Origin of the sequence: uncultured Mesonia sp., assembly GCA_947499595.1 — a bacterium.
Lineage (GTDB): Bacteria > Bacteroidota > Bacteroidia > Flavobacteriales > Flavobacteriaceae > Mesonia > Mesonia sediminis.
On record CANMOY010000001.1, the window covers coordinates 477,722 to 496,358 of the forward strand.

Below are 18,637 nucleotides of genomic sequence, written 5' to 3' on the forward strand. Positions count from 1 at the left end.
CTTTATAAATTTCTGGGTAAACCAATCGTCAAGGTTAGCTATTTTGGGATATATAATCCAATGCCAAATGCTCACTAGCAACACGCTTAGAATTATTTAAATTAGCATGAGAACCTTGTTTCACATTTCAATTCATAAAAAGATATTTTAAAGTATAAAAGCATAAAAAAAGCTGCCTAAGCGGCAGCTTTTATATTTTAAAGCAAATCGATTTTATTCTTGCTTCATCATTAAGTTTTGCAATTTTTGTTGCAATTCTGGATTTTGTTGCAAAGCAGCTCCAATCTGTTGGTAACGCTCGATACTAAGTCCTTTGTCTTGAATGATGCTCATCATATCTTTTTGCAATTGTGGCTGCATTTCTTGCACCTTAGCCACTACTTTTTTGTAGCTCTTCATCTCGGCAGGAGTTGCCTCTACCTCTTGGTTCGGGTTTACAGATGCTTGCTGGATAGCTTGAAAACGTTGTACCTCCATACCTTCTTTCTTCATATAGGCTACCATTTCTTGCTGTAGTTCTCTATTTTCAACCTGCACTGCTTTATAAGCCTCTGCAAATTTTGCCAAATCGGCATCGCTAACTTGAGCTTCTTGAGCAAAAGCATTAGCACTCAACAGCATTACTATAGCAAAAAATACATTTTTAAATCTTCTCATTTCTATTCTTAATTTAGATTATTAAATTTTTTCAATTTTAAGCAAAAAAAATCAACTCGACGAAAAATTTTTATTTTTCTTAGGATTGTTTATGCCTTACTTAACTATTAAACAATTAACAGGCCAAAATTCCTACCTTTTATTAATTTCGCTTAAAGCGGAATGTTTCCGTGCTTGCGTTTTGGTCTTAAAACTTCTTTGTTCTCCAGCATGCTAAAACCTTTGATTAGCTTTCTACGCGTATCCTTTGGTAAAATTACCTCATCGATGAATCCGCGTTTTGCGGCTTCAAAAGGAGTGGCAAAAAGTTCGGCATATTCGGCTTCTTTTTCGGCCAATTTTGCTTCTTGATCTTCGGCCTCCATAATTTCTTTTCTAAAAATAATTTCACTGGCTCCTTTTGCTCCCATAACGGCAATCTCTGCGCCTGGCCAAGCAAAATTTAAATCGGCACCAATGTGTTTAGAGTTCATTACATCATAAGCTCCGCCATAGGCTTTACGTGTAATCACGGTAACTTTAGGAACCGTTGCTTCGCTCAACGCGTATAATAATTTGGCTCCGTTTAAAATAATCCCGTTCCATTCTTGATCGGTACCAGGTAAAAATCCAGGTACATCTACTAGTACTAATAGAGGAATATTAAAAGCATCGCAAAAACGAGTAAAACGAGCCGCCTTTTTAGAGGCATCTACATCTAACACTCCGGCTAAGCTCATAGGTTGATTGGCAACTATACCAATACTTTTTCCGCCTAGACGGGCAAATCCTACAATAATATTATCGGCATAATCTTTATGGATTTCAAAGAAAGAATCTTGATCTATAATTCCATCGATTACCGCGTGCATATCGTAGGGTTTATTTGAACTTTCGGGGACAATATCGGCTAAACCTTCACGCAATTCATCGCCTAAGCTATAGGGTAAATCTGCTGCTTTTTGCTGATTGTTTTGAGGCAAATAGCTGATTAATTTTTTCACATCTTCAAGGCATTCAATATCGTTTACCGCCGTTCTATGCGTTACCCCCGACTTGGTAGCGTGTGTACTGGCACCACCCAATTCTTCTGAGGTCACCTCTTCATTGGTAACCGTTTTAACCACATTTGGACCCGTAACAAACATATAACTGGTATCTTGCACCATAAGAGTGAAGTCGGTCATAGCAGGTGAATAAACCGCTCCCCCAGCACAGGGCCCCATGATGGCCGAAATTTGGGGAATCACACCCGATGATTTAACATTGCGATGAAAAATATCGGCATAACCGCCTAGCGATTTCACTCCTTCTTGAATTCGCGCTCCACCAGAATCATTAAGTCCGATCATTGGAGCACCAACCTTCACCGCCAAATCCATCACCTTACAAATTTTCTCGGCATGGGTTTCAGACAAAGAGCCCCCAAAAACGGTAAAATCTTGTGCAAACACATAAACCAAACGCCCCTCGATGGTACCATAGCCAGTTACCACACCATCGCCATAAAATTTTTGCTTATCCATACCAAATTCGGTGGTTCTGTGAGTAACCAAAATTCCTATTTCCTCAAAAGAACCTTCGTCAAGTAAATAGTCTATACGTTCTCTAGCGGTAAGCTTCTTTTTTTCGTGTTGTTTAGCGATTCGTTTTTCGCCACCCCCCAAATGGGCTTGTTTTATCTTTTCTTCCAGTATCTTTATATTCTTACTCATAATTCTCTCAAGTCTTTATTTTATGCGCGGTAATCTAAGCTGTTTTTGATCGGTTAAATATTGGCGAAGAGCCACCAAGGCTGCCAATCGCGCTTCTTTTTTGTTGGCTTCTTCTAATAAGCTAGCCGAATAGTATTGTTTCACAAAATGAGTGTCAAAATTCCCTTGACGGAAGGCCTCGTGCTCCATTACAAATTTACCAAAGCTTAAAGTAGTCTCTACCCCTATAACCCTATACCTATCAATAGCCTCAATCATTTTTTGAATAGCTTCTTCTCGGGTTTTTCCGTAAGTAATCAACTTAGACAACATCGGGTCATAATAAATAGGTACCTCCATACCTTCTTCAAAACCATTGTCTACACGAATGCCTTCACCATGCGGCACTTGATAAGTAGATAGCGTTCCTACGCTTGGTAAGAAATCGTCTAACGGATTTTCTGCATAAACGCGCAGCTCCATGGCGTGCCCGTTGATATTTAAATCTTCTTGTTTAAATCGCAAAGCTTTTCCGCGGGCAATATTTATTTGCTCTTCAACCAAGTCTATACCTGTAATCCATTCGGTTACGGGATGCTCCACCTGCAAACGCGTATTCATTTCTAAGAAATAAAAATTACGCTGTTCATCAAATAAAAACTCAACTGTTCCCGCTCCGACGTAATCGCAAGATTTGGCCACTTTAACAGCTGCTTCACCCATTTTTTGACGTAAAGTTTCGTCTAGCACTACCGATGGTGCTTCTTCCACTACTTTTTGGTGCCTTCGTTGAACGCTGCATTCGCGTTCAAATAAATGCACGACATTTCCGTGGCTATCGGCTAAAATTTGAATTTCGATATGCCGTGGTGAAGCAACGTACTTTTCAATGAAAACAGCACCGTCTCCAAAAGCCGATTCAGCTTCGCTAATGGCGCGGTTCATTTGTTCTTCAACATCGGCTTCCTGCTCTACAACACGCATTCCCTTACCTCCACCACCAGCAGAAGCTTTAATTAAAATAGGAAAGCCAATTTCTTTGGCAATTGCTTTTGCTTTGTCAATATCGGTAATGGCTTCATCTATTCCAGGAACCATAGGTATGTCATAGGCTTTCACCGTTTCTTTTGCAGCGAGTTTACTTCCCATGACTTCTATAGCCTTTGAACCCGGACCAATCCAAGTAATGCCGTTTTCTTCTACGGCTTGTGCAAATTGAGCATTCTCACTTAAAAATCCATATCCAGGATGAATACCATCTACTTTCAGTTTTTTAGCTTCGGCAATAATTACCTCTCCTTTAAGATACGATTGATTTGAGGGTGCTGGCCCTAGACAAATGGCTTCATCAGCAAATTTTACGTGCGGTGCATTGCGGTCTGCTTCAGAATAAACGGCTACCGTTTTTATACCCATTTTCTGGGCGGTCTTCATAATCCGTAAAGCGATTTCTCCTCGGTTGGCAACTAATATTTTCTTCATAATGATTTTGTACTATTATAATAAACCACTCGGGCCATTACTCCATTTCAATAAGCAATTGATTTTTCTCTACGGTCTCTCCTTTATTAATCGCAATGTGCTTTATTTTGGCATCGCGTGGTGCAGTAAGCGCATTTTCCATTTTCATCGCCTCGAGTACCATAAGGTAATCGCCCTCTTTAACCTCATCGCCAGGTTTTACATTTACTTCGATAATAAGTCCGGGCATTGGAGCTTTGATTTCATTCACCATAGCACCTGCATTCAACTCTAATCCCATTTCTGAAATTAAACGATCTAAATCGGTTTGTATGGCTACCGTATACGGATTGGCGTTGATGCTTACATTATAGACTTTATCGATAAAATTATGCTGGGTAATCGCCGCTTTAAAAGATTTATTCTCCTCTAGACCGTGAAACGAATGGTTAGGAAGGTTTTGTAAATCGAATTGACGGATTTCTTCTTCGCTAAAATCAAAATCCCACTGCTCATTTACTTTTACGTGGTACCGCTTACTCATAGTGGTTATATTTACTAAATTTATTGTGCTGCGTAAAGATATAAAATTGACAAAAAGCAACCGAAGCTTTGCTGAAATAATTGTTTTTTTTGCCTTGCCCGCCGAGTAAATTAAAATAAGGCCAAGAAAAAAAGAATTATTTGTATATTCGAAAAAAATAAAACAACTATGATTTCAATTAAAACAACAAAAACTTTTGTTATGGCTTTGGCTTTAGCAGGCGGACTAATAAGTTTCTCTTGTGAAGACCAAGCGAAAAAAGAAAAGGAAACGGCAACAGATGAACCCACTACAGAGACCACTAATACAGAGGCTGCTGCCAATAACCAAACCACCAATGCGCAGGACATCCCTAGTGGAGATGATCCTAACCCACCGCACGGGCAACCGGGACACCGATGCGACCTTAAAGTAGGTGCGCCACTTAATTCAAAACCAAATCAGATTCAGAACACCGTTACTCCGGTGAACGGAAACCCTGTTGAAGCTGCAACCAACACCAGTAATCTAAAGGTGAATCCGCCACACGGGCAGCCAGGTCACCGTTGCGATATTGCAGTTGGGGCTTCTTTAGAATAAAACCAATTACAATTTTTAAAATAAAAAAACTGCTTGCTCAATAAGCAGTTTTTTTTTATACCTATATTTTAAACAGTATAAAATTCAATCATTTCTATACCAAAAACACAGACAAATAATTAACTTTATAGGCTGACATTAGCTAGCCTTTAAGCTAAGCTACTAAAACTACGGAATGAATATTACCATTGAAAACATTGTCTTAATCGGTTCTATTTTACTACTTATTAGTATTCTGGTGGGTAAAACTTCTTATAAATTTGGGGTTCCCACTTTGTTGCTCTTTTTGAGTATCGGAATGCTAGCAGGATCAGATGGTATTGGTGGCATTTATTTTGACAACCCTAAAATTGCTCAATTTATTGGTATTGTTTCGCTTAACTTTATCCTTTTCTCGGGAGGTTTAGATACCAAATGGCAATCGGTAAAACCCATTCTTAAAGAAGGTATTGCTCTCTCTACCTTAGGGGTGTTGCTTACGGCAGTTTCATTGGGTTTATTTGTTTATTCGATTACCGATTTTACCCTGTATGAAAGTTTATTGCTGGGCGCTATCGTATCTTCTACCGATGCTGCTGCGGTTTTTTCTATTCTAAGGTCAAAAAGCTTAGCGCTTAAAACCAACTTAAGACCCACACTCGAATTAGAAAGCGGTAGTAACGACCCTATGGCCTATGTATTAACCATCGCTTTTTTATCTTTGGTAGTAAATCAAGATCAAAGTTTTTGGAGTATCATACCGCTCTTTTTACAGCAAATGATTCTGGGCGGCGTATTAGGAATAGCTTTTGGATATTTAAGTAAGTTAGCTATTAACAACATCAGACTTGATTTTGAAGGGCTTTACCCGGTTTTGGTAATTGCACTTATGTTTATCACCTTTTCGGCAACCGACTTTCTGGGCGGAAACGGTTTTTTAGCCATTTATATTTGTGCGGTATATCTAGGCAATCAAGAGCTTATCCATAAAAAAACCATACTGCAGATGTTTGATGGACTGGCGTGGTTGATGCAAATAGTTCTTTTCTTAACCCTAGGTTTACTGGTTTTCCCATCGCAAATCATTCCGTATCTTGGTATAGGACTGGTGGTTTCATTATTTTTAATCTTTATAGCACGCCCAGTTGGTGTATTTTTAAGCTTAATCTTTTTTAAAATGAAACTTCGTAGGCGTTTTTATATTTCTTGGGTAGGACTACGAGGAGCCGTACCCATTGTGTTTGCCACCTATCCTCTACTGGCGGGTATTGATAAAGCACCGATGATTTTTAGTATTGTATTTTTTGTTTCGGTTTCATCGGTCTTATTACAAGGAACCACGCTTTCTATTGTAGCAAAATGGTTAAATGTAGGCTTACCCGAAAAAGACAAACCACTGGCTCCCAACGATAGGTATATTTTAAATCTGCCCAAATCGGTAATGGAAGAAGTGCAGGTTAACGCCCAAGATTATGCTGTAGGAAAGCGAATCGTAGATTTGCATTTTCCCGATTCGGCCTTTATTAGTATGATAAAAAGGAAAGATAATTTTGTAAGACCGGGAGGTTCTACAATTATTGAAGCGCATGATATACTGGTGGTGCTCTTAGACCACGAAGACAGTATACAAGAAGTAAAACGGGTTCTACAAGTAGGCTTTGTTTAGTGCGGTTTAGGAAAACTTTTTGGACTTTTAAGGCTATAATTTCAAGCTTGATTTAATTTAAATTCTTTTTCGCTTCCGCGGAAGCGAAAAACCAACTCAATTAAAAATTGTAAAGATTAGTAAACTATTTAATTTAAAAAATAATTACATTTACTTTATCACAAATTGCGCAATACCAAGCGCTAATAACAATTCAAGTTAATTTGCCTAATTGTAAGCACTGTAAACCAGATAAAGCGGCCCAATTTTGTTCTTCTTGCGGCGCCCACTTAAAACCCAAGCGTATCGACGCGGGTTATGTAGTGCAAGAATTAAAAAGCATACTCTATTTAGAATTTGGTATCTTTTATACCATTAAAGAATTAGCTTTAAGACCAGGCAAAACCACAAAACGATATCTATGGGGAGAGCGTAAAAGGTTTATCAAACCCATTTTATTTTTAATTGTCTGCTCTTTGGTGTATACCTTAGGACAGCGGCTCTTTGATTATGAGATATTGACCATTAGCTTTAGCGAAGAAACTAAAAAAAGTCGACCTCTAGCATTTGAACTCTTAAGTTGGTTTACCGACAATTATGGCTACTTAAATGTATGGATGGCTTTATTCATTGCTGCATTTTATCGTTTATTTTTTAGACGCCTTAATTATAATTACTTTGAGATCTTTGTGTTTCTTTGCTATATTCTAGGGCTATTTATGTTGTTTTATTTTGTCTTAGGCTTAGTAGATAACCTTGTTGGCCTTCCCTTTCTTCAAATTGGTTTACCGCTAAGTTGGATTTACCTAATGTGGGCGGTCAAACAGTTTTATCTAGACAATAGAAAACGTGTCTATATAAAAGCATTTTTAGGCTATAGCTTAGGAACATTTACCAGCCTTTTGTTATTTGTAGCAATAAGCATGGGATTAGATCTTTTATTGGGTAACTAAGCAAACAATATTTAAGCTAGTGATCTCAAAATAACTTTTAATTTATTCAATGAAAACCGACTATTATTACGACCAGGAGTTTACACGAATCGGTTGTTTAGCGCCAGGCGAATATGAGCAATGCCGTTTTGAACATTGCGATTTTTTTGAAAAAGACCTTTCTAAAATGCAATTTATAGACTGCCATTTTGAACACTGTAACTTTAGTATGGCGAGACTAAACAAGACCTTGTTTCGTGAAGCATTTTTCAAGCATTGTAAAATGCTCGGACTTCAATTTAATACCTGTGAACCTTTTGGCTTATCGGTTAGTTTTGCTCATTGCCAACTTGACCATAGTTCGTTTTATCAAAGCAAGCTCAAGCAAACTATTTTTGACCACTGCAACTTATCGGCTGTTGATTTTAAAGAAGCCGACCTGACTCAAGCTGTTTTTGCACACTGCGATTTGAGTCAGGCTCGATTTGAGCGCAGTCAATTAAGTCAAGCTGATTTTAGAACAGCTCAACACTATCAAATAAACCCTAATTTAAATACCCTAAAAAAAGCTAAATTCTCATTAGATGGCGTTGCAGGCTTATTAGCCGAATGGGAAATTGTATTAGCGCCATAACCTAAATATTCTTAGAGACCTTGGCGGCAACGAAAGTTGGTATAGTTATTCTAAAAAGCTTTGCCGCTACCCTATTATAATATCAAAAGCTTTCACAACTAAGTAAAAATCTTGTTTTTAACAAAAATTAACGTATATTCATCGGCTGAAATGTAAAATATCAATCTTAAATACATGAGCTACGGATCAGGCCACATTATGGATATGATAAGTAGGATGAAACAAAACCGTAAACTTCGTCCTAGTAATCGCAATAAATTCAAAGAGAACAACAGGCAATCGATCCATTCTACTGCAGGTGGACAAGCAAAACCAACTTTTAAAAAAATAGCCCCCGACAAACTAAAACAGATTAAAGCACAAATTCAATTTAAAGCCAAGCGTCAACGTAAAAAAGAACGCTTGATTTATGGTGTTTTCTATATTTGTTTTGCTTTGGCGTTAATACGACTATTAGTTTGGTTGCATTAAAAGCAAGTTTTTTTTGATTGTCTTGTTTACTACACTTTTTGTCTTTCGAGTTTGTTCTTCGAGTTTGTTCTTTAAGGCATGTTTTCAATTAGCGTGGCGTTCTTAGAAATCTTGTATACCGCTTAAAATAAATCAATCACCGTAATTAAAAACACCTACTAGCGCGCGATTGCATCGTGTTCGCCTCACCCCATTTCCATCAATGGCCCAAATATTCAATTCTTCATTCAAGGATAAAACTAAAGTTCACAATATAAAAACCTACTGAAGCACGAAACTTATAATTAGGGCTCATATTTTGAAAGTAGTAATTTTTTTATGAACCTGCTAATGGATAGAAAGCCACAAGTTACAAGCCTGCGGGAGCGGGAGGCACGGGCGAGACATTCGCGCCAGCGAGGTCGACTAGGGGTTGCTATTCAATTTCATTTATTTTTAATACCTTAGGCTAAAGTTTGTTCACTAAGCACTCATAATTTCTATTAGTGACTAACTATTGCCCCTTACAGTAACTTTTAAATTATCCTAAAAGCCTTCCTCAATGGCAGAAAAAGTAAAAACTTACCAAAATGTGAATGCTCAGGCCGAAGAACTGAGTTTTGGTATTTCTAAAATGCAAGCCATTTATGCCAAACGCCAAGGTAAAGTCGACAAGCCCCATCGGCATAATTTTTTTACCGTACTCTTGTTTAAAAACGCAAAGGGCAAACACAAAATAGACTTTAATACCTATACCCTTGGCAAACAACAAATCTATTTTGTTGCCCCAGGCCAGGTACATCAGGTTATCGAGGAAAAAGCCTCCACCGGCTATTCAATGGTGTTTTCGTACCAGTTTTTGGTAGAGAATGCTATTCCGCTTAGCTTCATTGAGCGATTAAATCTTTTTCAAAACTATGGCGATACTCCTCCCTTAAAAACAACAACGCAACAATTCGAAAAGATAATAAACTATGCCGAGCAGATTTTTGATAGCTTTCATCAAAACACCCCCTATAAATTTATGGCCATTGGGGCGCTGCTCAAACTGCTTTTGATTGCCTGCAACAATAGCTGTACGTTAGATAGAGAAGCTACTGATGCTGAACAAGCGGGAGAAAACCTCATTAGGGCGTTTAAAACCAGTGTTGAGCAAAATTATAAAAGCCAACACACCACAGCGTTTTATGCCGAAGCGCTTCACATTACCCCAGATCACTTAAACCGGACATTAAAAGTAAAAATGGGGAAAACGGCTAAAGATTACCTCACCACCCGATTGATTACCGAGGCCAAACGCCTACTCTATTTTAGCGATTTGTCAAATAAAGAAATTGCTTACCACCTAGGTTTCAATCAGCCAGGGAATTTTAGTGCCTTTTTTAAAAACTATACTAAAGTTTCGCCAAGCGGCTTTAGAAAAACAATTCTTCAAAACTAGAGCTACACCTATAAAACAATATGCTATGTCAAATATTAACTTAATCATACCCGAACGTGCTGCTAATATCGGTAATTTTTTAGTCGGTAGACTATTGCCTTTCCGACAAAAGCGTATGCTGGGTCCATTTATTTTTATTGATCATATGGGACCGGTGCAACTGAGTAAACGCGAGCATTTTGATGTCCTGCCGCACCCGCATATTGGGCTCTCTACCCTAACCTATTTATTTGAGGGCAGCATTATGCATCGTGATTCTATTGGTAACGCCGTAGAAATTAAACCAGGTGCTGTAAATTGGATGACCGCCGGTAAAGGGGTGGTACATTCTGAGCGTACACCAGATTACCTACGCAAGACTAATCAAGAACTGCATGGTTTGCAAATTTGGGTGGCTTTACCCAAAGAAAAGGAGTTAATTGAACCTAGTTTTACGCATATTAATGAAAACGAGTTGCCTACTTGGCAAGACAAAAACATCCATTACAAATTAATCGCAGGCGAAGCTTTTGGTAAGCAATCACCAGTACCCGTGCATAGTAAACTCTATATGTTAGAACTTAAATGCTCTAATAACCAGGAAGTTGCACTAGGCGAACAGCTTTACGGAGAAGTGGGATTATACATACTACAAGGCGGCATTAAAACTGAAAACCAACATTTTGGAGAAAAGCAATTGCTTATCGCTAAAGATACGAAGCTCTGCTCGTTCATTATGGAAGCCGATTCTGTGGTTTACCTATTTGGTGGTGAAGCTTTTCTTGAAGAGCGTTATATCGATTGGAATTTTGTTTCAAGCAGTAAATCCCGTATTGAGGAGGCTATAAAAAAGTGGAAAGCACAAGATTTCCCAAAAATTGAGGGCGAAACAGAATTTGTACCCTACCCAGATAGAAAACTGTAATCCTTAAACGGCTTGCTTTTAGCTATTACTATGGGCAAAAGGCTATCAATTTTCTTAGCAACAAGCATTGCATTGTTACCGGCACTCTTTTTTTTTTGGTACTAGTTGGTAGTTACAACCACAACCCAAAGCAGGCAAAATGCCAAATGTCGGATTTTAATATGTTTCGCCCCAGTTTTCATATGGTACAAGCGGTAAAATCTTATCATCTTTGTAGCACAAAACAACAGTAGTGGTTTTAATCGGCTACCAACATATATTTTAAGAGGAGTTTTTTTTCGCTTAAAGCGGATTAAATCGACAAAAAAGACTAACATCACTACAAAAAAAAGAAAAGCCTTGCAGTATATTATTCACCCTTCAGCGTCTAGAGGCCAAGCCAATCACGGTTGGCTAAAATCAAGACACAGTTTTAGTTTTGCCCACTATTTTAATCCCGAAAGGATGCACTTTGGTGTACTACGCGTTTTAAACGATGATCAAGTAGCGGGAGGTATGGGTTTTGGTACGCATCCGCATGATAATATGGAGATTATATCTATCCCTTTAAAGGGAGATTTAGAGCACCAAGACAGTATGGGCAATGTGGCGGTAATCAAAGAGGGAGATGTGCAGGTGTTGAGCGCTGGTACGGGCATCACGCATTCAGAAAAAAACAAAAACCAAGACCAAGAAGCTCATTTTCTTCAAATTTGGTTATTTCCTAGACAACAAAATGTAAAACCGCGCTACGATCAAATTTCGGTTAAAGATATAGCGGTCAAAGATGAATTTTATCAAATTCTTTCTCCAAATAAAGAAGATCAAGGCGTATGGATTCATCAAGATGCTTGGTTTCATATGGGCGATTTTAGTCAGGGAATCGAAAAAGAGTATCTGCTTAAACAAAAAGAAAACGGCGTGTATGTTTTTGTACTGGAGGGTAGCCTTGAAGTAGAGGAACAGCAATTGAACCCTCGAGACGGAATGGGTATTTGGGAAACTAACAGCCTACAGGTTAAAGCACTAAGCGAAGCACGGGTACTTTTAATGGAAGTCCCTATGCAATTGGCATAATAACAAGGACTAAGTCATCGCATAAAATCTAAACATAAAATAAAAGTATAAGCATTAGCCGGTTTAGCGCTTTTAAAAGTCAACTGCATTAGTTGATTCAGTCTTCCTATGCTTTAAGGCGAAGGCGCATTACTTATAAATATTTAAACTATTTATTAATCCTAAAAAACAAAACATGATGAAGGAAAAAACAATTTGGAAAATCGATCCTGCACACGCAGAAGTAGCTTTTAAGGTAAAGCACATGATGATTTCAACGGTGAAAGGAAATTTTGACGATTTTGAAGCACAAGTGACCACCGAAAACGATGACTTTAAACAAGCCGACTTCCGTTTTTCGGCTAAAACGGCTTCGATAAACACCAAGAATGAAGATAGGGACACACATTTAAAATCGGATGACTTCTTTAATGCCGAGCAATACCCCGAACTTACCTTTACTTCTAAATCGTTTGACGGCCAAACTTTGGTGGGCGATTTAAGCATCAGAGACGTGACCAAGGAAGTTCAATTAGACGTTGATTTTAACGGCGTGGCGGTTGATCCCTACGGTCAAACCAAAGCTGGGTTTGAAATCAGAGGTAAAATAAACCGCAAAGATTTTAATTTAACTTGGAGTGCCCTTACCGAAGCAGGAAATATGGTCGTATCAGACCAAGTTAAACTGGTTATTGATGCTCAATTCATCAAACAAGGTGCTTAATAAATTAATATAAATATTTTCACAACAAGCAGTAGTACGGCTGCTTGTTGAGTTTAGATTAAGATGTAGAAAACTAATAAATTGCTCTTGAACTAAAATAGCACCCTAACTTGCCTGAATTAATGCAGTTGGAGCGGTCAATAATCTTCATACATTGAAGTATAAATCTGAGCGCAGAAAATGACACTCCCCTCCTATTTTTTAAATAATTAGGTTATCGTATTTTTAGAAGTTTAAGTTTTAAAAGGCAGATTTTGATTCATTAAATATGGAGCATACGCGTTGCCAAGATTGGATTTTTAAAGCATTTTATCGAAAAATACAAGCACTTAATCTATTAACACACCTCAAATAATTCTATTTTACCATAAATTTTATTTGATTTCAGAGGTGATAATCGCCCAATTTGAGTATATTTGTTACACATAAGTATTACTTATGCTACGTTAAAAACCTTTATTTAGCAAGCTCAAAAAAGATCGCAAGTTTCTAGCCGCCAGTACTTTTTGAGCTTTTTTTGTGTCTTTTTGGGTCGGTTTTTAAGGCATCGGCAAAAAGCTCTGCGACTTATTTTACAAACTGCTGTGCTTACAACCACAAGCTGCTGGGTTTATCATGATAAACTGCGGTGTTTATGATTTTAAACTGCTGGGTTTGTGAAAGAGAAGTGGAAAGAATTTTCAAGAAAGGAAGTTTGCGAGGTAAACATTTATCCGACGCACAAAAAAAAAGGCCTCGTTTTTTCAAACGAAACCTTTATTTAATCAACTTAAATAAATCGCAAGTTTCTAGCCGCCGATTAATTTAAAGTCCATTGTCTCGAGTGCTTTACGCACACGTTTACCGGGTCTGTAATTTAAGCGTATTTGCTTGACATTACTAATGTTTACCTCCTCGGGAGTGGCACTCGGTTCTGAGCTTACCCCTACTTGAAAGTTTCCTAAACTACCCAGTTGCACTACACGTCCTTGTGAAAGTTCATCGGTCATATTATGTACCAAGGCACTTAATACCGCTAAACAATCCGGTTCACGAACGGTAGATTGGTTCGAAATTAAATAAGCCAAACGATTTAGGTCGGTTAAACCTGTTTTTACCGCTTGCGCATAAAACTGCTGTGGTGCTGTTACATCTTGTGGGTTTTTCTTACCCACGGTTTTTAAATTAATCATTTTAATGTAAAATTAAATTATTGTACAGCATTTTAAATACATTTTATTAGAGGTCAGCTACCTGGTAGCTTGGTTCTGGATGCTGTAAAAAAAAACCAGAAAAAACCTCAAGGTACGTTTTTAACACTATGCCATAGGCGTTGCTTTAACATTTTTGTCTATTCAAAAATCATTTAACAGATTAAAATTAGAGTTATTTATAGTGATTAGAAAATTTATTGGAAATTTTTATCAAAAAAGATTTTAACAGGCTAATGTTAAATAAATCTTAAGTCGCTCACAAACAGGTTCTTAAGTATTATTAACCTAGCTTTAACCATAACTAAAAACCCAAAGATAAACCTACACGAGAGTTTAGATCCAATTACCTCTATTAATTGATCGCAATTTATTTTACCAAAATTTTTATATTTCTGACAAAAATAGATTCAAACTAAAACTTACCAGCAGCAGTAAAAACATCTGTAAACTTTTGAGAATACCAAAAAAATAAATTACTACACGAGTCTTTTTTATGGCAGCATTAAAAACAGTAGCATTCTACCGCTGTTTTGATGGGTAGATAAGCAAGTACTTTCAATTTGAGATTTAAGACCCTATAGTTTGGATAGGAAAACATTATGAAAAAAATTTTTATTACTTGGTAAGGATTTTGTCATACACTCAACCTATTTATCAGAAAAACTTTGGTTTGAGTAATTGGATTTACTAGGTTATGTATTACTGGAAACACGAGAATAATTGAAGTATAAACAGGAAAACGCTGTGATATCGAATGAGAAGCATAATTAAAGAAAAGATATCAAGATGAAAATCAACTAACATGGTCAAAGGTAGCTTTATCAATTCACGAAAAAAACCTATTCTTATTACTCCACCTACTAAGGATATAAATAAAGCTAATTTAGAATCTCATACTTCGAAAGGTTAATATAGGGTGTACTCTGTATAGCGGTCTTGATTATGATTTCGTTACGTGGGTTAGCACTTAACTTTGCAAGTACACACCAAGCTGAAAATCTGAGAGTCCCGACGCTTCGGAATTTCCAAAGTAGGCGAGAATAAGCAATTACTTATAGCCATTGTTGTGTAGCAGATTTTATTCAATTGCAAATTTTATATTCACTTCGCTTTCTACTTTGATTGGTTTAAATTCAATCGCTGGTGGCACATATTCTTGTTTTCTTTTACTAGAATATCCCATAACGACAACCTCCTGTAATTCTCCATTAAAACTATTATAACCTCCGTATGATTTATCGGTTATATGAATTGCTCTAGTTACTTGTTGATTTAAAGGTTTTAACAAAAAATCGGCTTGAATTTTAGCTTTTTTGACAGCTTTGGACTTTAAATCAAGTTTTAATTCTTTCATTTTCGAGTATTCGGTTCTGTCTAAATTGACATTCGAAATTCCAATTTCTTCAAGGCCAACAATTATTTTGCCTGCTGTTTGAGAATTGAAAACTTTTAGTTCATAAGCCTTATCTTTCATTATGTCTTTTTGTTTCAAGAAGTACTTTTTGAAATTACTAGCCAAATCAGAAAGTGTCAATTGGTTCTTCGTATCAATTCCCAAAGATTTTAATTTCTGAATCATTTTTTCTTCCATTTCCTCAACTGAAATTCTATTTCGTTCGTCTTTTTCACGGATTAGAATGTCCAAATAGATTATATCTGGTTTAATTAGCGTGTCAACTTTGGCTATTGTTTCAAGGAAGGGTTGGTCAATAAAATTTTTAGTCTGTCCATTTACGACTTGACTAGTTAAAATTATACCTAAAATTATTAATGCCTTATTCATTTGGTGTTTTTGTTTTTATATGCGTTAATTTTCGGTTTTGTACAGACCTTAGCAATTCCGAGTGGATTCGGACGTAGTCGAATCCGCCGTAATTGCGGTTATACAATGTTGTAAAACGTATTATTTTTCAATTCGTATTCTCAATTTGTTAATTTTACTAATCATCTGTTCAAAAGAACCGTTCTTCATTTCAACTTTATTTACTTTGACAGGTAAAAATTTCTTACTCTTTTCTACAAAAAATATAACATCATTTATTAAAATACATTTAGTCAATTGAGATAAAAAAATTACTTTTTTCCGCCCGTATTGGTTTAGCTCAATAAATGTCGGTTCAATTATCAAGTTCATTTTTCCGAATGACACTTGACTTATTCCTTTTTTTAAATTGTTTTTAACAGTCAGTAAATCAAATGTTTTGAAGAAAATAAAGGTGGTAATTAAAACAATCAATCCAACCAAAATACTTTCAAGTACTTTCCAGTCAGCGAGTTCTCTAATCAATAGAAAAATTACAATTGAAATAACTAATCCGCCAATTAATTTTTTTAACGCCTCTCTAAATTTATTTTTCAAATATGATGCGTAGTCTTTCGCAAAGTTTTCTTTTTTATAGTCAATTATAAAATTTGAAATTTCCTCCAATTTTTTTATATGTTGCACAAATCGTTATATCAACCCAAATATACACTTTTAAACAATTTTTTTATTGGATTATGTGCAACTAAGTTATTGAGGAATGAATATGGTAGAGTCAATTTTAAACTGTTGACTTGGTTAAAAAGGCAAGAAAAACGCGATGCAATCGCGCAGCAGCGGGGGGTGCTTTCAACGCTTGTAGGCACAATAAGGGTTGTAGGGAAATCTATGAGCGAATCGTGGCAAAGGGTAAAAGCAAGAAACTGGCGTTGATTGCAGTGGTCAATAAGCTTTTAAAACAAGCCTTCGCTATTGCTAAATCAGGATTGCCTTATGATGAAAATTATGTATCTATTCTAGCAAAAGGATAGATATAAAATAGAAGTAAATATTACAGCTAAGATCTATTTGAATAGATCTTAGTACAGGCTAATAATGTCTCAAATTTATGATAGAAAAAAGTTGGTTTTTACCTCAGTTTGTTGGCAGCTGGTTTTTTATTTTCAGGTTCTATATGTGTTGTTATATGCGAAATTTCGGGTAATTTATTTTGCAACTTATCTTGTAATTTATGTGCTAAAAAATGCCCCTCTTCTACGGTTATTTTTGCGTTTACAATGACGTGAAGCTCTACCAAATATTTCATTCCTGCTTTGCGTACAAAACATTTTTCTGTACCTTTTATTCCATCTACAGTCATCGAAATTTCACGAATATCCTTTACTAAATCATCATAGAGATGCTCGTCCATAATTTCTCCAAGTGCAGGTCTAAAAATCAGGTAAGCGTTGTATAAAATGAAAGCAGAAGCAAATAACGCTGCCCAATCATCGGCTGTTTCATAGCCCTTGCCAAAAACAAGAGCAATGGAAATTCCAATAAAAGCAGTTACCGAAGTTATCGCATCGCTTCTGTGATGCCAAGCATCTGCCTTTAGTGAAGAGCTGTTTATTTTTCTGCTTTTGCTTAACACATATCTGTATGAAGCTTCCTTCCAAAGAATAATTACCGCCAAAACAATCAATGTCCACGCTTCGGGGATTTTGTGAGGCGTACTGATATTTATAATACTTTCATAAGCAATAACGGTGGCAGAAGTCACCAAAAAAGCAACTACTAAAAAAGTAATCAAAGGTTCTATACGAGAATGTCCATAAGGGTGGTTTTCATCGGGCGGTCGTTGGGCATACTTAAAACCGAGTAGTACAAAAAAAGATGAAAATATATCTGCTGTGGATTCAATTCCATCTGCTACTAAGGCATACGAGTTACCAAGAAATCCCGATATCAGTTTTATGGCAGCCAATAATGTATTTCCAACAATGCTAAAATAGGTGGCTTTTATCGCAGAGGACTCGTTTGATGCTTCCATCTTTACTTAACAAATTCAGAACAGTCCGCAGAAGGCTTATACGTTCCCGCACCTTGTTGATAAACTAATGAAGCACCTAAATGACCTGTGTAAAAAAGACCGAAAAGAGCCACGATTAAAAAAATCCGGTTTACAGACTTGATTAAATTGGAAAATTTGGTTTCAATGAATTTTAAACTTATTTGAAGTAAGAAAACCGCTGAATACACGATTAAAGTAGCATAAGCCCACCATTGGTGTTCTTGCAAAACTTTTGGGTCGCAAATTTTTCTTACTTCAATATTGTAAGCCAATTCACCTGTATAAATGGCAATCCAACCGCTCAACACACCAATCGTCAACATTACAAATGTGGTCTGTTTTAGAAACAAATTTTGGACTTCGTTTTTTATTACCAAACCTATAATAGCAGCTAATGAAGCCAATAGCAATGTAACGATTGGTAAATGAACAGATAGCGGATGCCAAACTTCTTCTCTCCAAAAAGAAGGAATTTCAGCAATCATTTATTATTTAAGAATTTTTACAGAAACAGGCACGTTTTTGTTTCCTTGCTTTTCAACGGTTATTTCAACTTTACCATTTTCCTTTAAGGCATCGAAAGTGGTAGTTTGCCCGTCACTGGTCATTAGTTTAGTTTCCTCTGTAAAATAAAGTTCAACTAATTTGTCATCAGCGGTTCTTACATAAATTTCTTTTTCATCTACTTCAACTTCTTCAGCAATGCCTTGATAGGTTCCCGAATCTACAACATCAGTGTTTTTGTTTTCTCCACAAGAGTTTAATAAAAATGCTCCGCCTAATAATAATCCTAAAATTAATTTTTTCATTGTTTTTATTTTTTATTATTTTTCAAAGTTATAAAATATATCTCGTCTTATTGTCCTAGCTTGTTTTTTAACTTGCTGCCAACGTCAGTCAGTCTCAAAACTACCAATTAATGCTCTTAAAAATACTATTTTTCTGATTTTGATGAAATTTATCGAGGAGTC

The 18,637-nt window shown here is 36.5% G+C and carries 19 protein-coding genes and 1 pseudogene; 10 read left to right on the forward strand and 10 right to left on the reverse strand.

Going from position 1 to position 18,637, the window contains the following annotated elements:
- Positions 1 to 213: 213 nt before the first annotated feature.
- The 4 genes from ACH2AZ_RS02085 to ACH2AZ_RS02100 all read right to left on the reverse strand — a co-directional run bounded on the left by ACH2AZ_RS02085 (position 214) and on the right by ACH2AZ_RS02100 (position 4,335).
- The gene (locus ACH2AZ_RS02085; protein ID WP_394906424.1) at positions 214 to 657 is read right to left on the reverse strand and encodes a DUF4168 domain-containing protein; all 444 of its coding nucleotides are present in this window, start codon (positions 655 to 657) and stop codon (positions 214 to 216) included.
- 152 nt (positions 658 to 809) lie between these two features.
- Complete coding sequence (locus ACH2AZ_RS02090) at positions 810 to 2,351, reverse strand: acyl-CoA carboxylase subunit beta (protein ID WP_379044084.1); 1,542 nt, start codon at positions 2,349 to 2,351, stop codon at positions 810 to 812.
- Positions 2,352 to 2,366: 15 nt separating this feature from the next.
- Entirely contained in the window at positions 2,367 to 3,812 is a 1,446-nt protein-coding gene (gene accC / locus ACH2AZ_RS02095; protein ID WP_394906425.1) for an acetyl-CoA carboxylase biotin carboxylase subunit, read from the reverse strand.
- A 37-nt stretch (positions 3,813 to 3,849) separates the two neighbouring features.
- Positions 3,850 to 4,335 carry an acetyl-CoA carboxylase biotin carboxyl carrier protein subunit gene (locus tag ACH2AZ_RS02100; protein ID WP_394906426.1) on the reverse strand — a complete coding sequence of 162 codons (486 nt, stop codon included), beginning with the start codon at positions 4,333 to 4,335 and terminating at the stop codon, positions 3,850 to 3,852.
- A gap of 168 nt (positions 4,336 to 4,503) precedes the next feature.
- On the opposite strand from ACH2AZ_RS02100, the gene ACH2AZ_RS02105 reads away from it, so the two are divergent.
- The 9 genes from ACH2AZ_RS02105 to ACH2AZ_RS02145 all read left to right on the forward strand — a co-directional run bounded on the left by ACH2AZ_RS02105 (position 4,504) and on the right by ACH2AZ_RS02145 (position 12,658).
- Positions 4,504 to 4,914, forward strand: coding sequence for a hypothetical protein (locus ACH2AZ_RS02105; protein ID WP_394906447.1), 411 nt, complete (start codon positions 4,504 to 4,506; stop codon positions 4,912 to 4,914).
- 175 nt (positions 4,915 to 5,089) lie between these two features.
- Entirely contained in the window at positions 5,090 to 6,559 is a 1,470-nt protein-coding gene (locus ACH2AZ_RS02110) for a potassium/proton antiporter (protein ID WP_394906427.1), read from the forward strand.
- 203 nt (positions 6,560 to 6,762) lie between these two features.
- The gene (locus tag ACH2AZ_RS02115; protein ID WP_394906428.1) at positions 6,763 to 7,491 is read left to right on the forward strand and encodes a DUF3667 domain-containing protein; all 729 of its coding nucleotides are present in this window, start codon (positions 6,763 to 6,765) and stop codon (positions 7,489 to 7,491) included.
- A gap of 49 nt (positions 7,492 to 7,540) precedes the next feature.
- Positions 7,541 to 8,104 carry a pentapeptide repeat-containing protein gene (locus ACH2AZ_RS02120; RefSeq protein ID WP_394906429.1) on the forward strand — a complete coding sequence of 188 codons (564 nt, stop codon included), beginning with the start codon at positions 7,541 to 7,543 and terminating at the stop codon, positions 8,102 to 8,104.
- 174 nt (positions 8,105 to 8,278) lie between these two features.
- On the forward strand, positions 8,279 to 8,575 hold the full coding sequence (locus ACH2AZ_RS02125; protein WP_394906430.1) for a hypothetical protein: 297 nt from the start codon (positions 8,279 to 8,281) through the stop codon (positions 8,573 to 8,575).
- A gap of 541 nt (positions 8,576 to 9,116) precedes the next feature.
- Entirely contained in the window at positions 9,117 to 9,995 is an 879-nt protein-coding gene (locus ACH2AZ_RS02130; RefSeq protein ID WP_394906431.1) for an AraC family transcriptional regulator, read from the forward strand.
- Between the two features lie 25 nt (positions 9,996 to 10,020).
- Positions 10,021 to 10,899: a pirin family protein gene (locus tag ACH2AZ_RS02135; protein ID WP_394906432.1), complete on the forward strand. Its 879-nt coding sequence runs from the start codon at positions 10,021 to 10,023 to the stop codon at positions 10,897 to 10,899.
- A 339-nt stretch (positions 10,900 to 11,238) separates the two neighbouring features.
- Positions 11,239 to 11,955: a pirin family protein gene (locus tag ACH2AZ_RS02140; RefSeq protein WP_394906433.1), complete on the forward strand. Its 717-nt coding sequence runs from the start codon at positions 11,239 to 11,241 to the stop codon at positions 11,953 to 11,955.
- 178 nt (positions 11,956 to 12,133) lie between these two features.
- Entirely contained in the window at positions 12,134 to 12,658 is a 525-nt protein-coding gene (locus ACH2AZ_RS02145) for a YceI family protein (protein WP_394906445.1), read from the forward strand.
- A 788-nt stretch (positions 12,659 to 13,446) separates the two neighbouring features.
- On the opposite strand, the gene ACH2AZ_RS02150 is transcribed toward ACH2AZ_RS02145, so the two are convergent.
- The 3 genes from ACH2AZ_RS02150 to ACH2AZ_RS02160 all read right to left on the reverse strand — a co-directional run bounded on the left by ACH2AZ_RS02150 (position 13,447) and on the right by ACH2AZ_RS02160 (position 16,279).
- Positions 13,447 to 13,830, reverse strand: coding sequence for an HU family DNA-binding protein (locus ACH2AZ_RS02150; protein ID WP_379044055.1), 384 nt, complete (start codon positions 13,828 to 13,830; stop codon positions 13,447 to 13,449).
- Between the two features lie 1,099 nt (positions 13,831 to 14,929).
- On the reverse strand, positions 14,930 to 15,634 hold the full coding sequence (locus ACH2AZ_RS02155) for an SIMPL domain-containing protein (protein ID WP_394906434.1): 705 nt from the start codon (positions 15,632 to 15,634) through the stop codon (positions 14,930 to 14,932).
- A gap of 120 nt (positions 15,635 to 15,754) precedes the next feature.
- The gene (locus ACH2AZ_RS02160; protein WP_394906435.1) at positions 15,755 to 16,279 is read right to left on the reverse strand and encodes a hypothetical protein; all 525 of its coding nucleotides are present in this window, start codon (positions 16,277 to 16,279) and stop codon (positions 15,755 to 15,757) included.
- 179 nt (positions 16,280 to 16,458) lie between these two features.
- Here ACH2AZ_RS02160 and ACH2AZ_RS02165 point away from each other — a divergent pair.
- Positions 16,459 to 16,644, forward strand: a pseudogene (locus ACH2AZ_RS02165) (IS110 family transposase); the annotation flags it as partial.
- A 98-nt stretch (positions 16,645 to 16,742) separates the two neighbouring features.
- On the opposite strand, the gene ACH2AZ_RS02170 reads toward ACH2AZ_RS02165, so the two are convergent.
- The 3 genes from ACH2AZ_RS02170 to ACH2AZ_RS02180 are packed head-to-tail and all read right to left on the reverse strand — an operon-like array spanning position 16,743 to position 18,475.
- Positions 16,743 to 17,645: a cation diffusion facilitator family transporter gene (locus ACH2AZ_RS02170; RefSeq protein ID WP_394906436.1), complete on the reverse strand. Its 903-nt coding sequence runs from the start codon at positions 17,643 to 17,645 to the stop codon at positions 16,743 to 16,745.
- Between the two features lie 2 nt (positions 17,646 to 17,647).
- Complete coding sequence (locus ACH2AZ_RS02175; protein WP_394906437.1) at positions 17,648 to 18,151, reverse strand: DUF2231 domain-containing protein; 504 nt, start codon at positions 18,149 to 18,151, stop codon at positions 17,648 to 17,650.
- 3 nt (positions 18,152 to 18,154) lie between these two features.
- Positions 18,155 to 18,475 (reverse strand): hypothetical protein, encoded by a 321-nt coding sequence (locus ACH2AZ_RS02180; RefSeq protein ID WP_394906438.1) that lies wholly within the window; start codon positions 18,473 to 18,475, stop codon positions 18,155 to 18,157.
- Between the last annotated feature and the right edge of the window lie 162 nt (positions 18,476 to 18,637).